This is a genomic window from Bradyrhizobium sp. CCGUVB1N3 (assembly GCF_024199925.1).
GTDB lineage: Bacteria > Pseudomonadota > Alphaproteobacteria > Rhizobiales > Xanthobacteraceae > Bradyrhizobium.
Window position 1 is genome coordinate 9,176,346 of the sequence record NZ_JANADR010000001.1, and the last position, 15,163, is coordinate 9,191,508.

General features: G+C 63.0%; 14 protein-coding genes. 8 read left to right on the forward strand and 6 right to left on the reverse strand.

Annotated elements, in window-relative coordinates; translation table 11 throughout:
* Positions 1 to 26 precede the first annotated feature (26 nt).
* The gene (locus tag NLM33_RS43375; RefSeq protein ID WP_254104565.1) at positions 27 to 935 is read right to left on the reverse strand and encodes an NAD(P)-dependent oxidoreductase; all 909 of its coding nucleotides are present in this window, start codon (positions 933 to 935) and stop codon (positions 27 to 29) included.
* Between the two features lie 178 nt (positions 936 to 1,113).
* Between NLM33_RS43375 and NLM33_RS43380 the strand changes: the two genes are divergently transcribed.
* The 6 genes from NLM33_RS43380 to NLM33_RS43405 all read left to right on the forward strand — a co-directional run bounded on the left by NLM33_RS43380 (position 1,114) and on the right by NLM33_RS43405 (position 7,460).
* A complete protein-coding gene (locus NLM33_RS43380) occupies positions 1,114 to 2,097 on the forward strand; it encodes an ABC transporter substrate-binding protein (RefSeq protein ID WP_371930077.1) in 984 nt (327 codons plus the stop codon).
* 75 nt (positions 2,098 to 2,172) lie between these two features.
* Entirely contained in the window at positions 2,173 to 3,867 is a 1,695-nt protein-coding gene (gene ilvD / locus NLM33_RS43385; RefSeq protein ID WP_254104567.1) for a dihydroxy-acid dehydratase, read from the forward strand.
* 122 nt (positions 3,868 to 3,989) lie between these two features.
* Positions 3,990 to 4,823 (forward strand): ABC transporter ATP-binding protein, encoded by an 834-nt coding sequence (locus NLM33_RS43390; RefSeq protein WP_254104568.1) that lies wholly within the window; start codon positions 3,990 to 3,992, stop codon positions 4,821 to 4,823.
* Positions 4,820 to 5,605 carry an ABC transporter permease gene (locus tag NLM33_RS43395; RefSeq protein ID WP_254104569.1) on the forward strand — a complete coding sequence of 262 codons (786 nt, stop codon included), beginning with the start codon at positions 4,820 to 4,822 and terminating at the stop codon, positions 5,603 to 5,605. Before NLM33_RS43390 ends, NLM33_RS43395 begins: the two co-directional genes overlap by 4 nt.
* The gene (locus NLM33_RS43400) at positions 5,602 to 6,369 is read left to right on the forward strand and encodes an ABC transporter permease (protein WP_254104570.1); all 768 of its coding nucleotides are present in this window, start codon (positions 5,602 to 5,604) and stop codon (positions 6,367 to 6,369) included. The genes NLM33_RS43395 and NLM33_RS43400 overlap by 4 nt, the downstream gene beginning before the upstream one ends.
* Before the next feature lie 44 nt (positions 6,370 to 6,413).
* Entirely contained in the window at positions 6,414 to 7,460 is a 1,047-nt protein-coding gene (locus tag NLM33_RS43405) for a peptidase M29 (RefSeq protein ID WP_254104571.1), read from the forward strand.
* On the opposite strand, the gene NLM33_RS43410 is transcribed toward NLM33_RS43405, so the two are convergent.
* Genes NLM33_RS43410 through NLM33_RS43430 form a run of 5 tightly spaced genes read right to left on the reverse strand, consistent with a single transcriptional unit; the run spans position 7,457 to position 13,188 of the window.
* A complete protein-coding gene (locus NLM33_RS43410; RefSeq protein WP_254104572.1) occupies positions 7,457 to 8,449 on the reverse strand; it encodes a 3-hydroxybutyryl-CoA dehydrogenase in 993 nt (330 codons plus the stop codon). The two genes, NLM33_RS43405 and NLM33_RS43410, sit on opposite strands and share 4 nt — an antisense overlap.
* 2 nt (positions 8,450 to 8,451) lie before the next feature.
* A complete protein-coding gene (locus tag NLM33_RS43415; RefSeq protein WP_254104573.1) occupies positions 8,452 to 9,540 on the reverse strand; it encodes an NAD/NADP-dependent octopine/nopaline dehydrogenase family protein in 1,089 nt (362 codons plus the stop codon).
* Entirely contained in the window at positions 9,537 to 11,072 is a 1,536-nt protein-coding gene (locus NLM33_RS43420) for a class I adenylate-forming enzyme family protein (protein WP_254104574.1), read from the reverse strand. The genes NLM33_RS43415 and NLM33_RS43420 overlap by 4 nt, the downstream gene beginning before the upstream one ends.
* A gap of 2 nt (positions 11,073 to 11,074) precedes the next feature.
* The gene (locus NLM33_RS43425) at positions 11,075 to 12,361 is read right to left on the reverse strand and encodes an acyl-CoA dehydrogenase family protein (protein ID WP_254104575.1); all 1,287 of its coding nucleotides are present in this window, start codon (positions 12,359 to 12,361) and stop codon (positions 11,075 to 11,077) included.
* On the reverse strand, positions 12,358 to 13,188 hold the full coding sequence (locus tag NLM33_RS43430; protein ID WP_254104577.1) for an alpha/beta fold hydrolase: 831 nt from the start codon (positions 13,186 to 13,188) through the stop codon (positions 12,358 to 12,360). The genes NLM33_RS43425 and NLM33_RS43430 overlap by 4 nt, the downstream gene beginning before the upstream one ends.
* A gap of 185 nt (positions 13,189 to 13,373) precedes the next feature.
* Here NLM33_RS43430 and NLM33_RS43435 point away from each other — a divergent pair, with 185 nt between their 5' ends.
* Positions 13,374 to 14,135: an SDR family NAD(P)-dependent oxidoreductase gene (locus tag NLM33_RS43435; protein WP_254104578.1), complete on the forward strand. Its 762-nt coding sequence runs from the start codon at positions 13,374 to 13,376 to the stop codon at positions 14,133 to 14,135.
* Between the two features lie 38 nt (positions 14,136 to 14,173).
* Positions 14,174 to 15,010 (forward strand): enoyl-CoA hydratase family protein, encoded by an 837-nt coding sequence (locus NLM33_RS43440; RefSeq protein ID WP_254104579.1) that lies wholly within the window; start codon positions 14,174 to 14,176, stop codon positions 15,008 to 15,010.
* Positions 15,011 to 15,163: the final 153 nt, after the last annotated feature.

The following is a 15,163-nucleotide window of genomic DNA, read 5'->3' on the forward strand; positions in this document are numbered from 1 at the left end:
GTTCGGCGCTCCGTGCCCAAGCCAGTTCAGCCTTTCGGCGCGGAAAGTTTATAGATCTCCAGTGCATCGGCATCCGTGCCGCGGCTCGCGCCTGCAAGCCTGAACAGTTGCCCCGCGAGCGACGCCATCGGCACGGGCGTCGAGGTAGCGTGGGCGACATCGGCGATGGTGTCGAGATCCTTCAACATGGTCGCGATGTGGCCGAGCGGCGGGGAGTGAATGCCCTGAACCATCCGCGGCACAAAGAGCTGGAGGGGAATGGAATCGGCAAAGCCTCCGGCGAGGGCTTCCGGAAGCCGTCCTGCGTCGATCCCGGCGTTCACCGCAAGGCGCGTTGCCTCGGCAAGGACGGCCATCGCGCAGCCAACGATCACCTGGTTGCAGAGCTTGGTGGTCTGTCCGGCGCCGGTCGGACCCATGTGAGTGAGCCTGCGTGCCATTGCGAGAACGTACGGCCGTACCCTCTCGACATCGATGGCGTCTCCGCCCGCCATGACCGCTAGCGTACCTTCCTCTGCTCCCTTTGTGCCGCCCGAGACCGGCGCGTCGATCCAGCTCATACCATTTGCAGCCTTGAGCCGTGCGGCGATGTCGCGCGTGGCATCCGGATGGATGGAGGAGAAGTCGACGACGAGCTTGCCGACGCCGGGGGCCGCTGCAAGTCCTTCAGGGCCGAAGATCACGTCCTCGACCGCCGCGGCATCGGTCAGGCACATGAAAACGATGCCGGCACTGGTCAAAACGTCGCGTGGGCTGGCTACGCGATTCGCGCCGGCTTCGACGAGGGCAGCTGCCTTCGCGGCCGAGCGGTTCCAGATCGCCACCTCAAAGCCGGCCGCGAGCAGTCGCCGGGTCATGGGGGCACCCATCAGGCCGAGGCCGAGATAGCCGAGCTTCTCGGCGGTGTGCGGGTTCGCGGCGCGGGATTCAGCCATGGGTCGCTTCCTTCTGTCGCGGTGCAATGCTGGTTGAATGTCGCCCTAGCATACACGGGAGGCGATGGGGAAATCGCGTCGACGCGCATGGCTTGCTTGACTGTTTGAACCATGAAACATTTGGCTCCTGGTCGGGTTGGGTGGCGCCGGTCGGCGCCGAAGCAGCGGAGCGGGCATGATGCGGACGGTTTCAAAGTGGATCCTGGCATTTGGGACGTTGGCGGGGATCGCCGCGAGCGCAGGCTCGTCGCAGGCGCAGCAGACGATCCGTGTCGGCTGGACCATTCCGGCCGAAGAATCCAAATATTGGATGATGCGGCGGCCAGCGGAATTTCCCGACCTCGGCAAGACCTATAATATCGAGTGGACACAATTTCAGGGCACGGCGCCCATGACACAGGCACTTGCCGCCGGAGCGCTCGACTGCGCCACGCAGGCGCCTTTGTCGCTGTCCAACGGCGTGGTCGGTGGCAATCTCAAGGCCTACATCGTGGCTCAGCACGTGTTCGAGAAGCCCGGCGGCTTCTCGGTCTATTGGGCGGTGATGGACGACTCGCCGATCAAGACGATCGCCGATCTCAAGGGCAAGACGGTCGGCATTTCAGTGATCGGAGGCGGCACGCAGGGGCCGTTCAACATGCTGCTCAAGCAAAATGGTGTCGATCCCGCAAAGGACATCAAGCTCGTCGAGGTCGGCTTTGCGGTCTCGGAAGATGCACTGCGGCAGGGCCGCGTCGATGCCGTCAACATGAACCAGCCGTTCGCAGCGCGCGCGGAAGCCAAAGGCGGCACGCGAAAGCTGTTTTCACTTTCTCAGGCCATGCCGAACATCGTGCATATCCTTGAAGCCTGCCGCGCCGACTTCGTCGACAAGAACCCGGAACTGGTGAAAGCCTATGTGCGCGACATTACCTCGGGCATGAAGAAAGCGCTGGCGAACCGCGAAGAAACACTAAAAGTGGTCTCGGAGGTTCTCAAGGCGCCGATCCCGGTCCTCGACACCTACTTGCTCAAGGACAATGATTTCGGGCGCGATCCGGGTGCCGCGCCGAACTTCCCGGCGATCCAGAAGATGTTGGATATCTACGCCGAGACCGGCATGCTGCCAAAACTGGATGTTGCGCAGTTCAAGCATCCAACCATCGTTGCGCCGTTGCAATAGGCAACTTGGCGAATAGCCGAAACGATCTGCGGCGTCCCAATATTGCGTGGGATGTCGAATGTAGATGATACACGCATGAAGAAGCTGCGCTCCCGGGTAACGACTGATGGCCTCGACCGCGCGCCGCATCGCGCCTTCATGCGTGCGATGGGGCTCGACGACGCGGCTCTCGCCAAGCCGATGATCGGCGTCGTCAGCATGAAGGGCGAGCAGACGCCCTGTAACATGACGCATGATTTCCAGGTCGATGCGGCCAAGGCAGGCATCGAGGAAGCCGGCGGAACACCGCGCGAGTTCACGACGATCTCGGTGTCCGACGGCATCAGCATGAATCACGAGGGGATGAAGTTCTCCCTGTTTTCGCGCGAGCTGATCGCCGACTCCATCGAAGCCGTCGTTCACGGCCTTGCCTACGACGCATTGATCGGCTTCGGCGGCTGCGACAAGACGCTTCCCGGCGTGATGATGGGCATGATCCGCTGCAACGTGCCATCGATCTTCATCTACGGCGGCAGTGCATTGCCGGGCCGACTGGAAGGACGAACCCTGACCGTGCTCGATTCCTATGAGGCGGTCGGCGGCTTCATGACCGGCGAGATCGATGGTGCCACGCTCGAAAAGATCGAGCGGAACTGTCTGCCGACCATCGGCGCGTGCGCCGGACAATTCACCGCAAACACCATGGCGATGGTTTCGGAGGCGATGGGCCTCACCATCCCCAATTGCTCGATGATCCCCGGCGTCTACCCGGAGCGTGCGCAGGTTTCGCGCCGTGCAGGTAGGCTCGTGATGGAAATGCTCGAGCGCGACGGGCCGCTGCCGCGCGATATCGTGACGCGGAAGGCGCTGGAAAATGGTGCTGCAATTGTCGCTGCCACCGGCGGCTCGACGAATGCGGCCTTGCATCTGCCGGCAATGGCCAACGAGGCCGGGATTTCCTTCACGATCGATGATGTCGGTGAAGTTTTTGCCCGCACGCCGCTGATTGGAAATCTACGCCCCGGTGGCAAGTACACCGCAAAGGACGTTTACGATATCGGAGGAGCGGCCGTCGTGATCCGGGAACTGGTCCAGAGTGGACACATTGACGGAAGCTGCCTGACCATCACCGGTCGAACGATTGCCGACGAGTATGGCAGCTCCAACGTTCCGGATGGCGAAGTGATTTTTGCGGCGGGCACACCCATTATGAGCGACGGGGGTGTCGCAGTGCTGAAGGGCAGTCTTTGCCCGGATGGCGCCGTGATCAAGGTTGCGGGGCTGAAGAACCTGTCCTTTGAAGGGCCGGCACGTGTCTTCGAAGACGAAGAGGCATGTGTCGAAGCCGTGCGTAATCGCAGCTACCAGTCAGGCGAGGTCCTCGTGATCCGCAACGAGGGACCGGTTGGCGGTCCCGGCATGCGCGAGATGCTCGGCGTCACGGCGCTGATCTATGGCCAGGGTATGGGCGAGAAGGTCGCCCTCATCACCGACGGGCGTTTTTCCGGCGCGACACGCGGCATGTGCATCGGCTACGTGTCCCCTGAAGCCTTTGTCGGAGGTCCGTTGGCGCTGGTGCGCGACGGCGATAGAATAAGGATCGACGCCGGCGGCCGTCGCATGGACCTGCTGGTCGATGAACAAGAACTCGCAACGCGCCAGCGCGACTGGAAGCCGCGGCCACCGCGCCACCGCGCCGGGGCCCTCGCGAAATATGCGCGCCTGGTCGGGCAGGCTCCGGGCGGAGCGGTCACTCACGAAGGACCTGCGGAATGGCCTTGGTTCAGGTGAACGGCTCGAGCGTTAGAACGGTATTCGTCTGGCAAGTTTCTTGCTAAGTCGATGTCAATCGTTAAGGGAATTGAACGGGGCGTTCGTATTCGGAGTCGCGCACGCATGAGGCGAGAGACGGCATGAAGGTGTTGCCTTCAAGATCGGGTGAGGTGCCGGCGCGACAGCCTGCGACCGCAATGATCGAGATCGACCGTGTTTCGCAGATTTTTCAAACGTCGGCCCGCAAGGATCATCTTGCGCTGTCGGATATCTCGCTGACGATCGAAGAAGGCGCTTTCGTCTCCATTCTCGGGCCGTCCGGCTGCGGCAAGTCGACGCTTCTCTACATCGTCGGTGGTTTCGTCAGCCCGACCAGCGGCTCTGCAAAAGTGAAGGGCAAGACGATCACGGCGCCCGGGCCCGATCGCGGGCCCGTGTTTCAGGAGTTCGCGCTCTTTCCATGGAAGACCGTCCTCGGGAACGTCATGTATGGACCGCGTCAGCAAGGCGTCCGTACGACTGAGGCGGAGGCACAGAGCCGCGCGCTGATCGAGATGGTTGGCCTCAAGGGCTACGAGAATTTCTTTCCCAAGGAGCTGTCGGGCGGAATGAAGCAGCGCGTCGCGCTTGCCCGTACGCTCGCTTACCATCCCGAAGTGTTGCTGATGGATGAGCCCTTCGGAGCGCTCGATGCGCATACGCGTACGCGGCTTCAGAACGACCTCTTGAACATCTGGGAACGTGACCGGAAGACGGTTCTGTTCGTGACGCACTCTGTCGATGAAGCGGTGTTTCTGTCGGACAAGGTCGTGATGATGTCGCGATCTCCCGGCCGCATCCGCCAGGTGATCGATATCGATCTGCCGCGGCCACGCCGGCGGGCCGAGCTGTTGCTCGACTCGCGCTATCAGAAATACATCGTCGATATCGAGCGCATGTTCGATGATGGCGACGACGCTGGTGCGAACGCATGACTTGGTCCGCAGCCATTGGCCGGCGCGTTGCCCCCTTGCTCGCTTGCGTCGGGCTGCTCGCGGTGTGGCAGGTAGCGGCGCTTGCTCTGAAGAACGACAGCTTCCCGACCGCGCTCGAAGCCATGCGTGCGGTTCCGGCCATCCTTGGCGACAAGGAAGCCTTGATCAATATCCTGGCGTCGCTGCGTCGCATGGCGATCGGCTTCGCTGCCGCTGTCGCCGTTTCGATACCGCTCGGGCTCCTGATGGGGCGGAGCCGCGCCGTGGCGGCTTTCTTCAATCCGCTCCTGATGGTGATCTATCCCGTGCCGAAGGCGGCGTTGATGCCGATCATCATGCTTTGGCTGGGCGTCGGCGATGTCGCCAAAACGCTTGTCATCTTCCTCGGCGTCAGCCTGCCGGTAATTTATCACAGCTTTGAAGGCGCCAAGGCGGTCGAAGAGAAGATGATATGGTCCGGAGCCGCCATGGGCCTGTCGTCTGTACAGCGCCTGGTCCGCATTGTGCTGCCGGCGGCGTTGCCGGAGATCCTGACCGGTTGTCGTACTGGACTTGTGCTGGCGCTGATCACCATGATCACCAGCGAGATGATCGCCCGCCAGTCCGGTGCCGGCAATATCCTCTTCAATGCGCTCGACATGGGCCAGTACGACACCGTCTTCGCAATGATCATCATCGTCGGTGCCATGGGGATAGGCCTTGATGCTGCCTTCGAGAAGGTCCGGGCACGCCTGGTGCGGTGGTCGGAGCCCCAGTTCGACCTGCCTCTGAGCTTTTCATGAAGTCGCGCGCGCTCTCCATGGACATCCTCCTCGGGCTTCTGCCGATCGCCTTGCTCATCGCATTGTGGCAGGGCCTGGTATCGTTTGGAGTGGCGCCGGTCGCGTTGCTGCCTCCACCGGGTTTCGTCTTTGCGCGACTGCTGCAACTGCTAGCCACCGTCGGTTTTCAGCAGGAGATCATCGCGACACTGTTCCGGCTTTTCGCCGGGTTCCTGATTGCGGTCGCGCTGGGCGTCACCATCGGTATGGTGGCGGCCGCGAGTCCCGCGATCAACGCCATCGTGCGGCCGCTCGTACGTGTTCTTGCGCCGCTGCCCAAAGTCGCACTTTATCCGGCGCTGCTGCTATTGCTCGGCTTCAGCCATGGATCGAAGATCGCGCTGGTCGCTGCGGACGCGCTGTTTCCGATCCTTCTGTCTACCTATTATGGTGCCTCCACCGTGGAGCAGAAGCTGATCTGGTCGGCGATGGCGGCCGGCACGCCACGGCGGGAGATCCTGCTCAAGGTCGTGTTGCCGGCTGCGATGCCCTCGATCCTGACGGGTTGCCGGATCGGGCTTGTCATTTCGTGCATCGTGGTGTTCCTGGCCGAGATGATCGCGTCGACCGACGGCCTTGGCCATGTGCTGATCACCGCGGCCCGCACGTTCCAGGCTGTTGACATGTTCGTGCCGTTGATCACCATCTCGCTGCTCGGATTGATCCTGAACGCCCTCTTGCAGGCTGCGCGGTCGTACCTGCTGCGGGGTTTTCCCGAGGCGTGATCTGACCGAACAACAACAACAACAGAGAAGTCGGGGAGTGAATCATGCTGGCAGATCGGATCGAGGCGAAATGGATCGACGCGTTCTGCGAAATTTTTGAGCGGTGCGCCGTCAAGGCCGGCGATACGGCCGCTATTCTATCGGAAACCCAGTCGCGTGCGCTCAACGTGCATCTGGCGGAGCTCGCTCTGCTGCGTCTCGGTGCACGACCGTTCCATGTCGTTATGCCGTCTCCGAGAAACCGCCATATCGTGCCCGTCCGTTCCACCGGGGCGAGTGAGGCGATCCAGCGGATGGCGCCCGTCATCAGCGCCCTGCAGCAGGCTGGTTTCGTGGTCGATTGTACCATCGAAGGCCTGATGCACGCCGTGGAGACGCCGGAGATCCTCAAGGCCGGTGCCCGAATTCTCGTGATCTCCAATGAGCACCCCGAAGCGCTCGAGCGCATGGTGCCGGATCCGGCGCTAGAAAAGCGGGTTCGCGCCGCGGCGAAGATGCTGCGGGGGACGAAGCGGATGCGCGTCACCTCGAAGGCAGGCACGGCGCTCGATGTCGACATGGTCGGGGCTTCGACTGTCGGGGTCTGGGGGTGGACCGACAAGCCGGGTACGCTGGCACATTGGCCGGGCGGCATCGTCGTCAGCTTTCCGAAGAGCGGGACCATCAACGGGACGCTGGTCATGGCTCCCGGCGACATCAATCTCACTTTCAAGCGTTACCTGACTTCGCCAGTGAAGATGACGTTGAAAGACGACTATGTCGTCGAACTCGAAGGTGAGGGCACCGACGCCGCCATGATGCGCGCCTATCTTGCCGCGTGGGGTGACCGGGAGGCCTATGCGGTATCGCATGTCGGCTTCGGCATGAACCCGGGCGCGCGCTATGAGGCCTTGTCGATGTACGATCAACGCGACACCAACGGCACCGAACTGCGCGCGGTCTCCGGCAACTTCCTGTTCTCGACCGGCGCGAATGAATTTGCCGGTCGCTACACGGCGGGGCATTTCGATCTGCCCATGATGGGAACCACGATCGAGCTCGACGGCGTTGCGGTCGTGCGTGACGGCGTGCTGCAGGACGTGTTCGGCTAGTCGCGGTCGAGCACTGGCGGCCGCGCAAGGCCAAAGTGCCGGAGCAGGTCGACCATCGCCTTGAGTCGCGTCTCGCGATAGGCGTCGACATCGAGGCCTGAATAGTCGAGGAAGCCCGCACCGGTACGGAGTCCGATCCGGCCTTCCTGCATGTTACGGGAAATGACCTCCGGCGCCCGATAGCGGTCACTACCGAGCGCCCCTTCGAGATAGCGGCTGGCGTAGTAGAGAATATCGCCGCCGCCCCAATCGATGAACTCCAGGAGCCCCAGGACCGCATAGCGGAAGCCGAATCCGTAGCGGATCGCCTTGTCGATCTCCTCGGCGCTGGCAACGCCTTCCTCGACCATGCGCGCAGCCTCGTTCATGGCGAGTGCCTGGATGCGCGGGACGATGAAGCCGGGCGTTGCGGCGCAGACCACCGGCACCTTGCCGATGCCTTCGAGCATCACCTTGACTTGATCGACAACGGCCGGATCGGTGGCGGCTCCCGGCGAGACCTCGACGAGCGGGATCAAATAGGCCGGATTGAGCCAATGCACGTTGAGAAAGCGGCCGGGATGTTCGATCGCACTGGAGAGGTCGTCGACGAGGATCGTCGATGTCGTGGAAGCGATGATGATGTCGCGCGCAACCAGCCTTGATGCGGCGGCAAGCACCTCGCGCTTGAGCTCGACGACCTCAGGGACTCCTTCGAAGACCAGGCCGGCGCCGGACAGGGCTGCATCACCTTGACTGGCCGGAACCACCGAGACACGCGTGGCAAGGGTGCCTGCCTGCGTATCGGTGAGCAGTCCCGGGCGCGCAAGACTCGCGAACGCTTTTCTGACCTCGCCCAACGCATCGGCCTCAAGCCTTGCGAAGTCCTCTGCAGAGCGGGCCTTGATGTCGATCATGGTGACCGCGTGCCCGGCGTAGGCGAACGCCACAGCAATTCCACGGCCCATGCGGCCGGCGCCGAGACAGGCAATGTTGGCACGCGATGTCATGGTCAGAACCCCTCGCGCAGCAGCTTCTGTAGTTCAGGCTGGCTGAGGTGGCCGAGCCCCAAAGCCGCGAGTGTGCGGCCGCCTTCCGCAAAATCCTCACCGCAGATTGCGCCGCCGATGGCGAGAAAGGCCCTCGCGAGCGGTGTTGCAACGCCGGCCAGCCCGGCCACCGAGACGAGGAGCGAGAGCCCGAGCCGCAGGTCTTCCCGCATGTAGCGGTGGTCTCTCAGCACGAGCCGCTCGCGCCAATCGCCGGAGTCGGTGAGGCGATCGTGCGAGCCGCGGCCATACATCCAGAGTTCGCCCTCCTTTGCGTAATGGTGGGCGAGCGGGAAGTGCGGGGCTCCGTAGCCGAGCTTTTCGCGCACCGCTATACGCTCGGCATCGAGCGCATCCGTCACCCGGCGGATCGCGGCCTGTGTTCCTTCCTTGTGGATGTCCCAGCGTTCAAAATGCTCGATCGGACCGGCGTTCATGACGATCAGCGGCGGATGAATGATCGGTCCCGCGTTCATCAAAGCGCCGGAGAGAGCGTCTCCACAGGGTTCGATCGCACCAGGAAAGGCGCGGCCGATCACATCGAGCGCGTGCGGCGCCTCGCTCAGCGGGAACACGCCGACCGGCAGTCGCTTGGCGCGGATCGTAATCGCGACCTCGAACGGCCCATGCTTGCGCGTCAGCCAGGGCAGCGTGCCGGTTTCGGCGAAGCTTGCCTTGGCGCGATTACCGCAGTCGCGCAGAGCCAGAGCGAAGATCATCGAGCCGAAGGTTGCCGGCGGCAGAAACACGACCTGTCCGTCCCGCAGGTGCGGTGCCAGCAGGCGAGCGATATCCGGTTGTGCAAAGGCCGGCGCGGGGCACAGGATCAGCTCGGTCCCGCTGACCGCCTCGCCAATGTCGGTCGTCACCAGTGCGAGCTTTGCGTCGTGCCGACCATTGTGGTCCTTGACGAGAATGCGCGAACCGTCCTCGCGGTGGGCCGCTACTTCATCCCCATTGCGCCGCCAGAGCCGAACCTCGTGCCCGGACATTGCAAAATCGCCGGCCGCGGCGAACGAGCCATTGCCACCACCCAGTACGGCAATCTTCACGAGACTTCTCCTTGTGAGCGGGACTGTGCATCGAGCTGCTTCAGCAGAAAATGCTGGACCTTGCCGAGCGCCGTGCGCGGCAGGTCGGCGACAAAGACGATCTCGCGTGGAACCTTGTAGCGCGCGAGCTGTGTCTTCAAATGCGTCTTCAACTGGTCCGCCGCGAGCCGACGGCCCGATCGCGGGATCACATAGGCGATCGGGACTTCATCCCAGCGCGGATCGGGCCTGCCGATCACGGCGCATTCGCTGACGTCGGGATGCTCCAGCAGGACGCGTTCGACCTCGGCCGGATAGATATTTTCGCCGCCGGAGACGATCAGGTTGTTCTTACGATCCCGGATCCAGAAATACCCGTCGTCGTCGCACAGGCCGATATCGCCGGTGCGATACCAGCCGTCGCGCAATGCTTCGCGAGTAGCAATCTCGTTGCCCCAATATTCGAAGAAGACGTTGGGGCCGCGCACCGCGATCTCGCCGGGCGTGCCCGGCGGCACCTCGTCGCCCTCGTCGCCGATCACCTTCGCCTCACAGCAGAGCCCCGGGAGGCCTGTTGAGCCTGTGCGCGAGAGGTCGCCGCCGAACCGGGTGTAGACGGCGATCGGGCAGGTCTCGGTCGAGCCGTAGATCTGCAAGACCGGAACGCCACGCGCAACGAAACGTTCGATCAGGTGCGGCGGCACAATGGTCGATCCCGTGGCGATAGCTTTCAAGGACGAAAGATCGGCCGCAGCCCAACCGGGATGATCGCTCACCGCCTGGATGATCGCCGGCACCAAGACGGTCAGCGTCGGCCGATCGCGCTCGAAGCTGGCGAGCGTTGCCTCCGGCGTGAAACGCGAATGAATCGTAACCGTCGCACCCACGTGCAGAGCCGGCGTGGTCTGGATATTGAGTCCGCCGACATGAAAAAACGGCAGCACTGTCAGCACGTGGTCGTCCGACGTCAGACTGTGCATATGCTGGCTCATGACGCCGTTCCAGAACAGCGCTTCCTGCCGCAGCACGGCACCCTTCGGCCGGCCGGTCGTACCCGACGTGTAGACGATGAGCAGAGGGGAGGAGAGATCGGCATGCGGATTGCGCCCATCAAGGTCGCCGCATTCCAGCAGTGAAGCAAACGTGTCGCCGTGCGGCGGCGCGAAGTCGAGACCAAGAAGGCTGACGCCCGGCAGGCTTCGCTCCAGCTCCGGAATAACGCCGGCAAAGGCCTCTTCGAGCACCAGCACCTTGGCGCCGGCATCCGTGAGGATGAAGAGCTGCTCGGCAACCGCGAGCCGCCAGTTTAGCGGGACCAGTATGGCGCCAAGCCGCGCGCATGCGTAGAGCAGGACGAGGTGCTCGGGTCGGTTCAGGCTGAGGATCGCGACGCGATCGCCGCGGCCGACGCCGAACCCGGCCTTCAAAGCGCCGGCGGTCCGCTCGATGCGCGCGGCAAAGGCTGCATAACTCAAGCTCTCGCCTTGGAAATGGATGGCGGGCTTGTCCGGCGCGAATGCGGCGTTGCGATCGATCAGATGACAGAGATCCACCGTCAGTCGTCCGATTCGCCGGGCTCGTACAGCGCCTCGCGCCCGATGCGATCGAGGCAGAGCTCGGCGGTCCAGGGCAGCATCAGCGAGCCGCAACGGCTATCGCGATAGATTCGCTCCAGCGGCAATGATTTGAGCATGGCCTGGCCGCCGCACGTGCGGATCGCCAGAGTTGCGAGCTCATTGGCACCCTCCATGACCGAATATTGCGCGGCGTAGGCCCGCAACACCTGTTCCTTGCTCGGGTTGGCGCGGGCTTCCGTGACCGCCTGAAACCAGATCGCCTTGATCTGCTCGAGCTTGATCTGCATTTGCGCGACCGCGATCTGCTTGGTCGGATACATCCTGCGCTTGACCGGCGGCATGCCTGGAACCTCGCCGCGCAAATAGCGCACGGTGAAATCGTAGGCGGCTTGTGCCAGACCCATATAGGTCGGCGACAAGGTCAGGAACATGTGCGGCCAGCGCATTGCCGCCTGGAAATAGACGCCGCGCGGCATCAGGGCAGCATCTTCCGGCACGAACACCTCCTTGAACAGGAGCGTGCGCGAGACCGTCCCGCGCATCCCAAGCGGATCCCAATCCCCGACCACAGATACGCCTTCCGCCTTGGCGGGAATGGCGAGGTAGAGCGTATTGCGCCTTGAAGCCTTTTCGCCTTCCTTTACCTCGGTGCAGAGAACGCCGTAGTAGTCGGCGTGGCCCGAGAGTGAAGCAAAGATCTTCTTGCCGTTGATGATCCAGCCGCCGCCAACGGGCTTCGCCTCGGTGCCGAAAGCAATGCCGCCTGCGGCCGCCGCGCCGCCCTCCGAGAACGGCTGCGAGTAGATCGCACCATCCTCGACGATGCGCTTGTAGTGGACCGCGCGACGACGCTCGTGCTCCGCGCGCGTGGCCTCGTCCATGTCGAGGTCGTCTGCCAGCGGACCCGACCATAGCGTCGAGCACACATGCATGTTCCAGGTCAGTGCGGTCGCGCCGCAATAGCGGCCGATCTCGGCTGCAGCGAGCGCATAAGTCTGGTAATCGGCGCCCAGCCCGCCGTGCTTCTTGGGAATAGCGATACCGAGCAGGCCGACGCGGTGCAGATCGCGATAGTTCTCGGTCGGGAACACCGCGTCGCGATCATAGGCTGCGGCGCGGCCGGCGAACACGCTCTGACCGATCTCCTGCGCCCGCGCGATGATGGCTGTCTGCTCGCCGTCCAGACGGAATGCGACGGGATCGAAGATCGGCGCATCGAGCGCGAGCTTGTCGGCTGTGCTGCTCTTGCTGACTTGCTTGGTCACTGTCCGCCCGCCTGTGTCTTGGCCGCGCTTGATATCAGAAAATCATCGATTGCTGCGTCGAACGCATCAGGACGTTCGAGATTGGCGAGATGACCGACGCCGGAGATCTCCACGTAGCGAGCTGCGGGAATATAGCCGGCCATTTTCGCCATCATCGGCGCAGGCGCATTGTTGTCCCTGGATCCGGACAGGAGCAGTGTCGGAACCGCGATGTCCCTCAGTGCGCTCCGCCGGTCGAATCCGATCAAGGCGAGCATCATCGCGCGATAGCTCGCCTCCGGCACGCTGGCCATGCAGTCACGCGCGACATCCATACCCTTCGTATCGGGATTCTCGCCAACCAGCTCCTTGACGAGGGAGGGGGCGAGCGAACTCATGGTCGCGCCGCGATCGAGCGGGCCAAGCCGTGCTGCAATGAACGATTTTTGCCAATCGCCGTCGGCCTTGCCGAAGGCCGGGCTGGTCTGCGCCAATACCACTGCGCGTGCAGCTTGAGGATGTTGCGTCAGCCATTGCTGCACGATCATCCCGCCGATCGAATGGCCAACCAGGACGGGCTCTTTGGCTTCGGTCTGTTGCAGGAACTCCTGCAAGGCCTCCGCCAATGCGGCGATGCTGACCTCGGGGAGCGGTTTCGACCCGCCATAACCGGGCATATCCCAGGCAATTGCGCGAAAGCGACTGCCGAACGTGGCAAGCTGGTGGCGCCAGGCGCGCGCTGCGCCGCCGATGCCATGCAAAAAGACCAAGGGCACCGCATCCGGACTGCCTGCGACCTCATAGGCAAAGCGCCCATCCGTGGTTATCGTCGGCCTCGGTTGCTGCACGCGGCTTCCTCTTGCTCGGTCCGCCGATGCTAACAGGCCTGCCGGGGATGGGAAGGGATAACTTTATACTTAAAGCAATTTCCGGCCCGGACCCCGGGCTGAAATGGGGCCTTCCATTGCAATAATTTTAAGCTTAAAATATATCCGGAAAGCTCGATCCACAGGTGCCTTCAGGGAGGCTGCGCATGTCTGGACTGCCGCGTTCTTCGCATGCGCTCGTGACGGGCGGTGGCCGCGGCATCGGTCGCGCCATCGCAGCAGCTTTGACGAATGCCGGCACCACGGTCACCGTACTCGGCCGCAACGCAGCGACGCTGGAAGACGCCGTCAAGGCAGGCGCCGCGCATTATGCCGCTGTCGCCGATGTCTCGGATGAGGCGGCGCTGAGGGCTGCAATCGCCAAGGCGGCCGAGCGACAGCCCATCGACATCCTGGTCGCAAACGCTGGCAGCGCCGAGTCCGCGCCGTTTGCAAAATCGGACGCTGCGCTGTTTGCGCGGATGATGGACGTCAATTTCATGGGCGTGGTGCACGCCGTCCGGGCTGTGTTGCCCGGGATGAAGGATCGACCTTACGGCCGCGTCGTCGCGATTGCATCGACTGCGGGACTGAAGGGCTATGCCTACGTCAGCGCTTATACGGCCGCCAAACACGCCGTGGTCGGGCTCGTGCGTTCGCTGGCGCTGGAAATGGCTGGTAGCAATATCACCGTGAACGCCGTCTGCCCCGGTTTTACCGATACGGACCTCGTTGCTGATAGCATCGAGACCATCATGAAGAAGACAGGGCGGAGCCGCGAGCAGGCGATCGCCGATCTCGCGCGGCACAACCCGCAAGGCCGGCTCGTCACGCCTCGCGAGGTTGCAGACGCTGTGCTTTGGCTGTGCGGCGAGGGCGCCGGCGCAATCACGGGCCAGGCGATTGCAGTCGCCGGTGGTGAAATATAGTCCGCAAGCTAGCGGAACGAGAACGACAGGGAGTCCTCATGAGCAGACCAGCCAATCCCGTTACCGTGCCGTTGGCGGATTATTCCCCTCAGCATTTCCTGCTTGCAGTGGTCGACCATGTGGCCACGGTCACATTGAATCGCCCGGACCGGAAAAATCCGCTGACGTTCGAGAGCTATCGCGAACTCACCGACTTCTTCCGCGCCTGCGCATTCGATGACGAGGTGAAGGCTATCGTCGTCACGGGCGCCGGCGGCAATTTCTCCTCGGGCGGCGACGTGTTCGAGATCATCGGCCCTCTAGTCAAGATGGATACCAAAGGGCTCACCGCCTTTACGCGGATGACGGGCGATCTCGTGAAGGCGATGCGGGCCTGCCCACAGCCGATCGTCGCGGCGGTTGAAGGCATCTGTGCTGGCGCCGGCGCGATCGTCGCGATGGCATCCGACATGCGGCTGGCCGCAAGTGGTGCGAAGGTCGCGTTTCTGTTCAACAAGGTTGGGCTCGCCGGCTGCGATATGGGCGCCTGCGCCATCCTGCCGCGGATCATCGGCCAATCGCGCGCCTCGGAGCTGCTTTACACCGGTCGCTTCATGACCGCGGAGGAGGGTGAGCGCTGGGGCTTCTTCAGCCGCATCGTCACGTCCGATCAGGTTCTGCCGCAGGCACAATTGCTAGCGAAGCAAGTCGCGGAAGGCCCGACCTTCGCCAACACCATGACCAAGCGGATGCTGGCCATGGAGTGGGCGATGTCGGTGGAAGAGGCGATCGAGGCGGAGGCTGTGGCACAGGCCTTATGCATGACGACGGCCGATTTCGAGCGTGCTTTTGAGGCCTTCGCCAACAAGATCAAGCCGGTCTTTAGGGGGGATTAGTCCCAGCGCGACGGCAGGATTTGCGAGGGGCAGGATTTTCGAGGAGTTGTTAATTAAGGCTAAGCCCAAGAGCCGGGTGACGCGGAGGGCCAGCGCCATAAAGTCGCTTGCGGCCGAGTGACCGCCCATGCGACGTTAACCCCATTGCCTGGC

What these genes read in the sequence shown, in the direction of transcription:
- NLM33_RS43375 (WP_254104565.1), bottom strand. Translation starts at nt 935, where the DNA reads ATGGCTGAATCCCGCGCCGCGAACCCGCACACCGCCGAGAAGCTCGGC.
- NLM33_RS43380 (WP_371930077.1), top strand. Translation starts at nt 1,114, where the DNA reads ATGCGGACGGTTTCAAAGTGGATCCTGGCATTTGGGACGTTGGCGGGG.
- ilvD (WP_254104567.1), top strand. Translation starts at nt 2,173, where the DNA reads ATGAAGAAGCTGCGCTCCCGGGTAACGACTGATGGCCTCGACCGCGCG.
- NLM33_RS43390 (WP_254104568.1), top strand. Translation starts at nt 3,990, where the DNA reads ATGAAGGTGTTGCCTTCAAGATCGGGTGAGGTGCCGGCGCGACAGCCT.
- NLM33_RS43395 (WP_254104569.1), top strand. Translation starts at nt 4,820, where the DNA reads ATGACTTGGTCCGCAGCCATTGGCCGGCGCGTTGCCCCCTTGCTCGCT.
- NLM33_RS43400 (WP_254104570.1), top strand. Translation starts at nt 5,602, where the DNA reads ATGAAGTCGCGCGCGCTCTCCATGGACATCCTCCTCGGGCTTCTGCCG.
- NLM33_RS43405 (WP_254104571.1), top strand. Translation starts at nt 6,414, where the DNA reads ATGCTGGCAGATCGGATCGAGGCGAAATGGATCGACGCGTTCTGCGAA.
- NLM33_RS43410 (WP_254104572.1), bottom strand. Translation starts at nt 8,449, where the DNA reads ATGACATCGCGTGCCAACATTGCCTGTCTCGGCGCCGGCCGCATGGGC.
- NLM33_RS43435 (WP_254104578.1), top strand. Translation starts at nt 13,374, where the DNA reads ATGTCTGGACTGCCGCGTTCTTCGCATGCGCTCGTGACGGGCGGTGGC.
- NLM33_RS43440 (WP_254104579.1), top strand. Translation starts at nt 14,174, where the DNA reads ATGAGCAGACCAGCCAATCCCGTTACCGTGCCGTTGGCGGATTATTCC.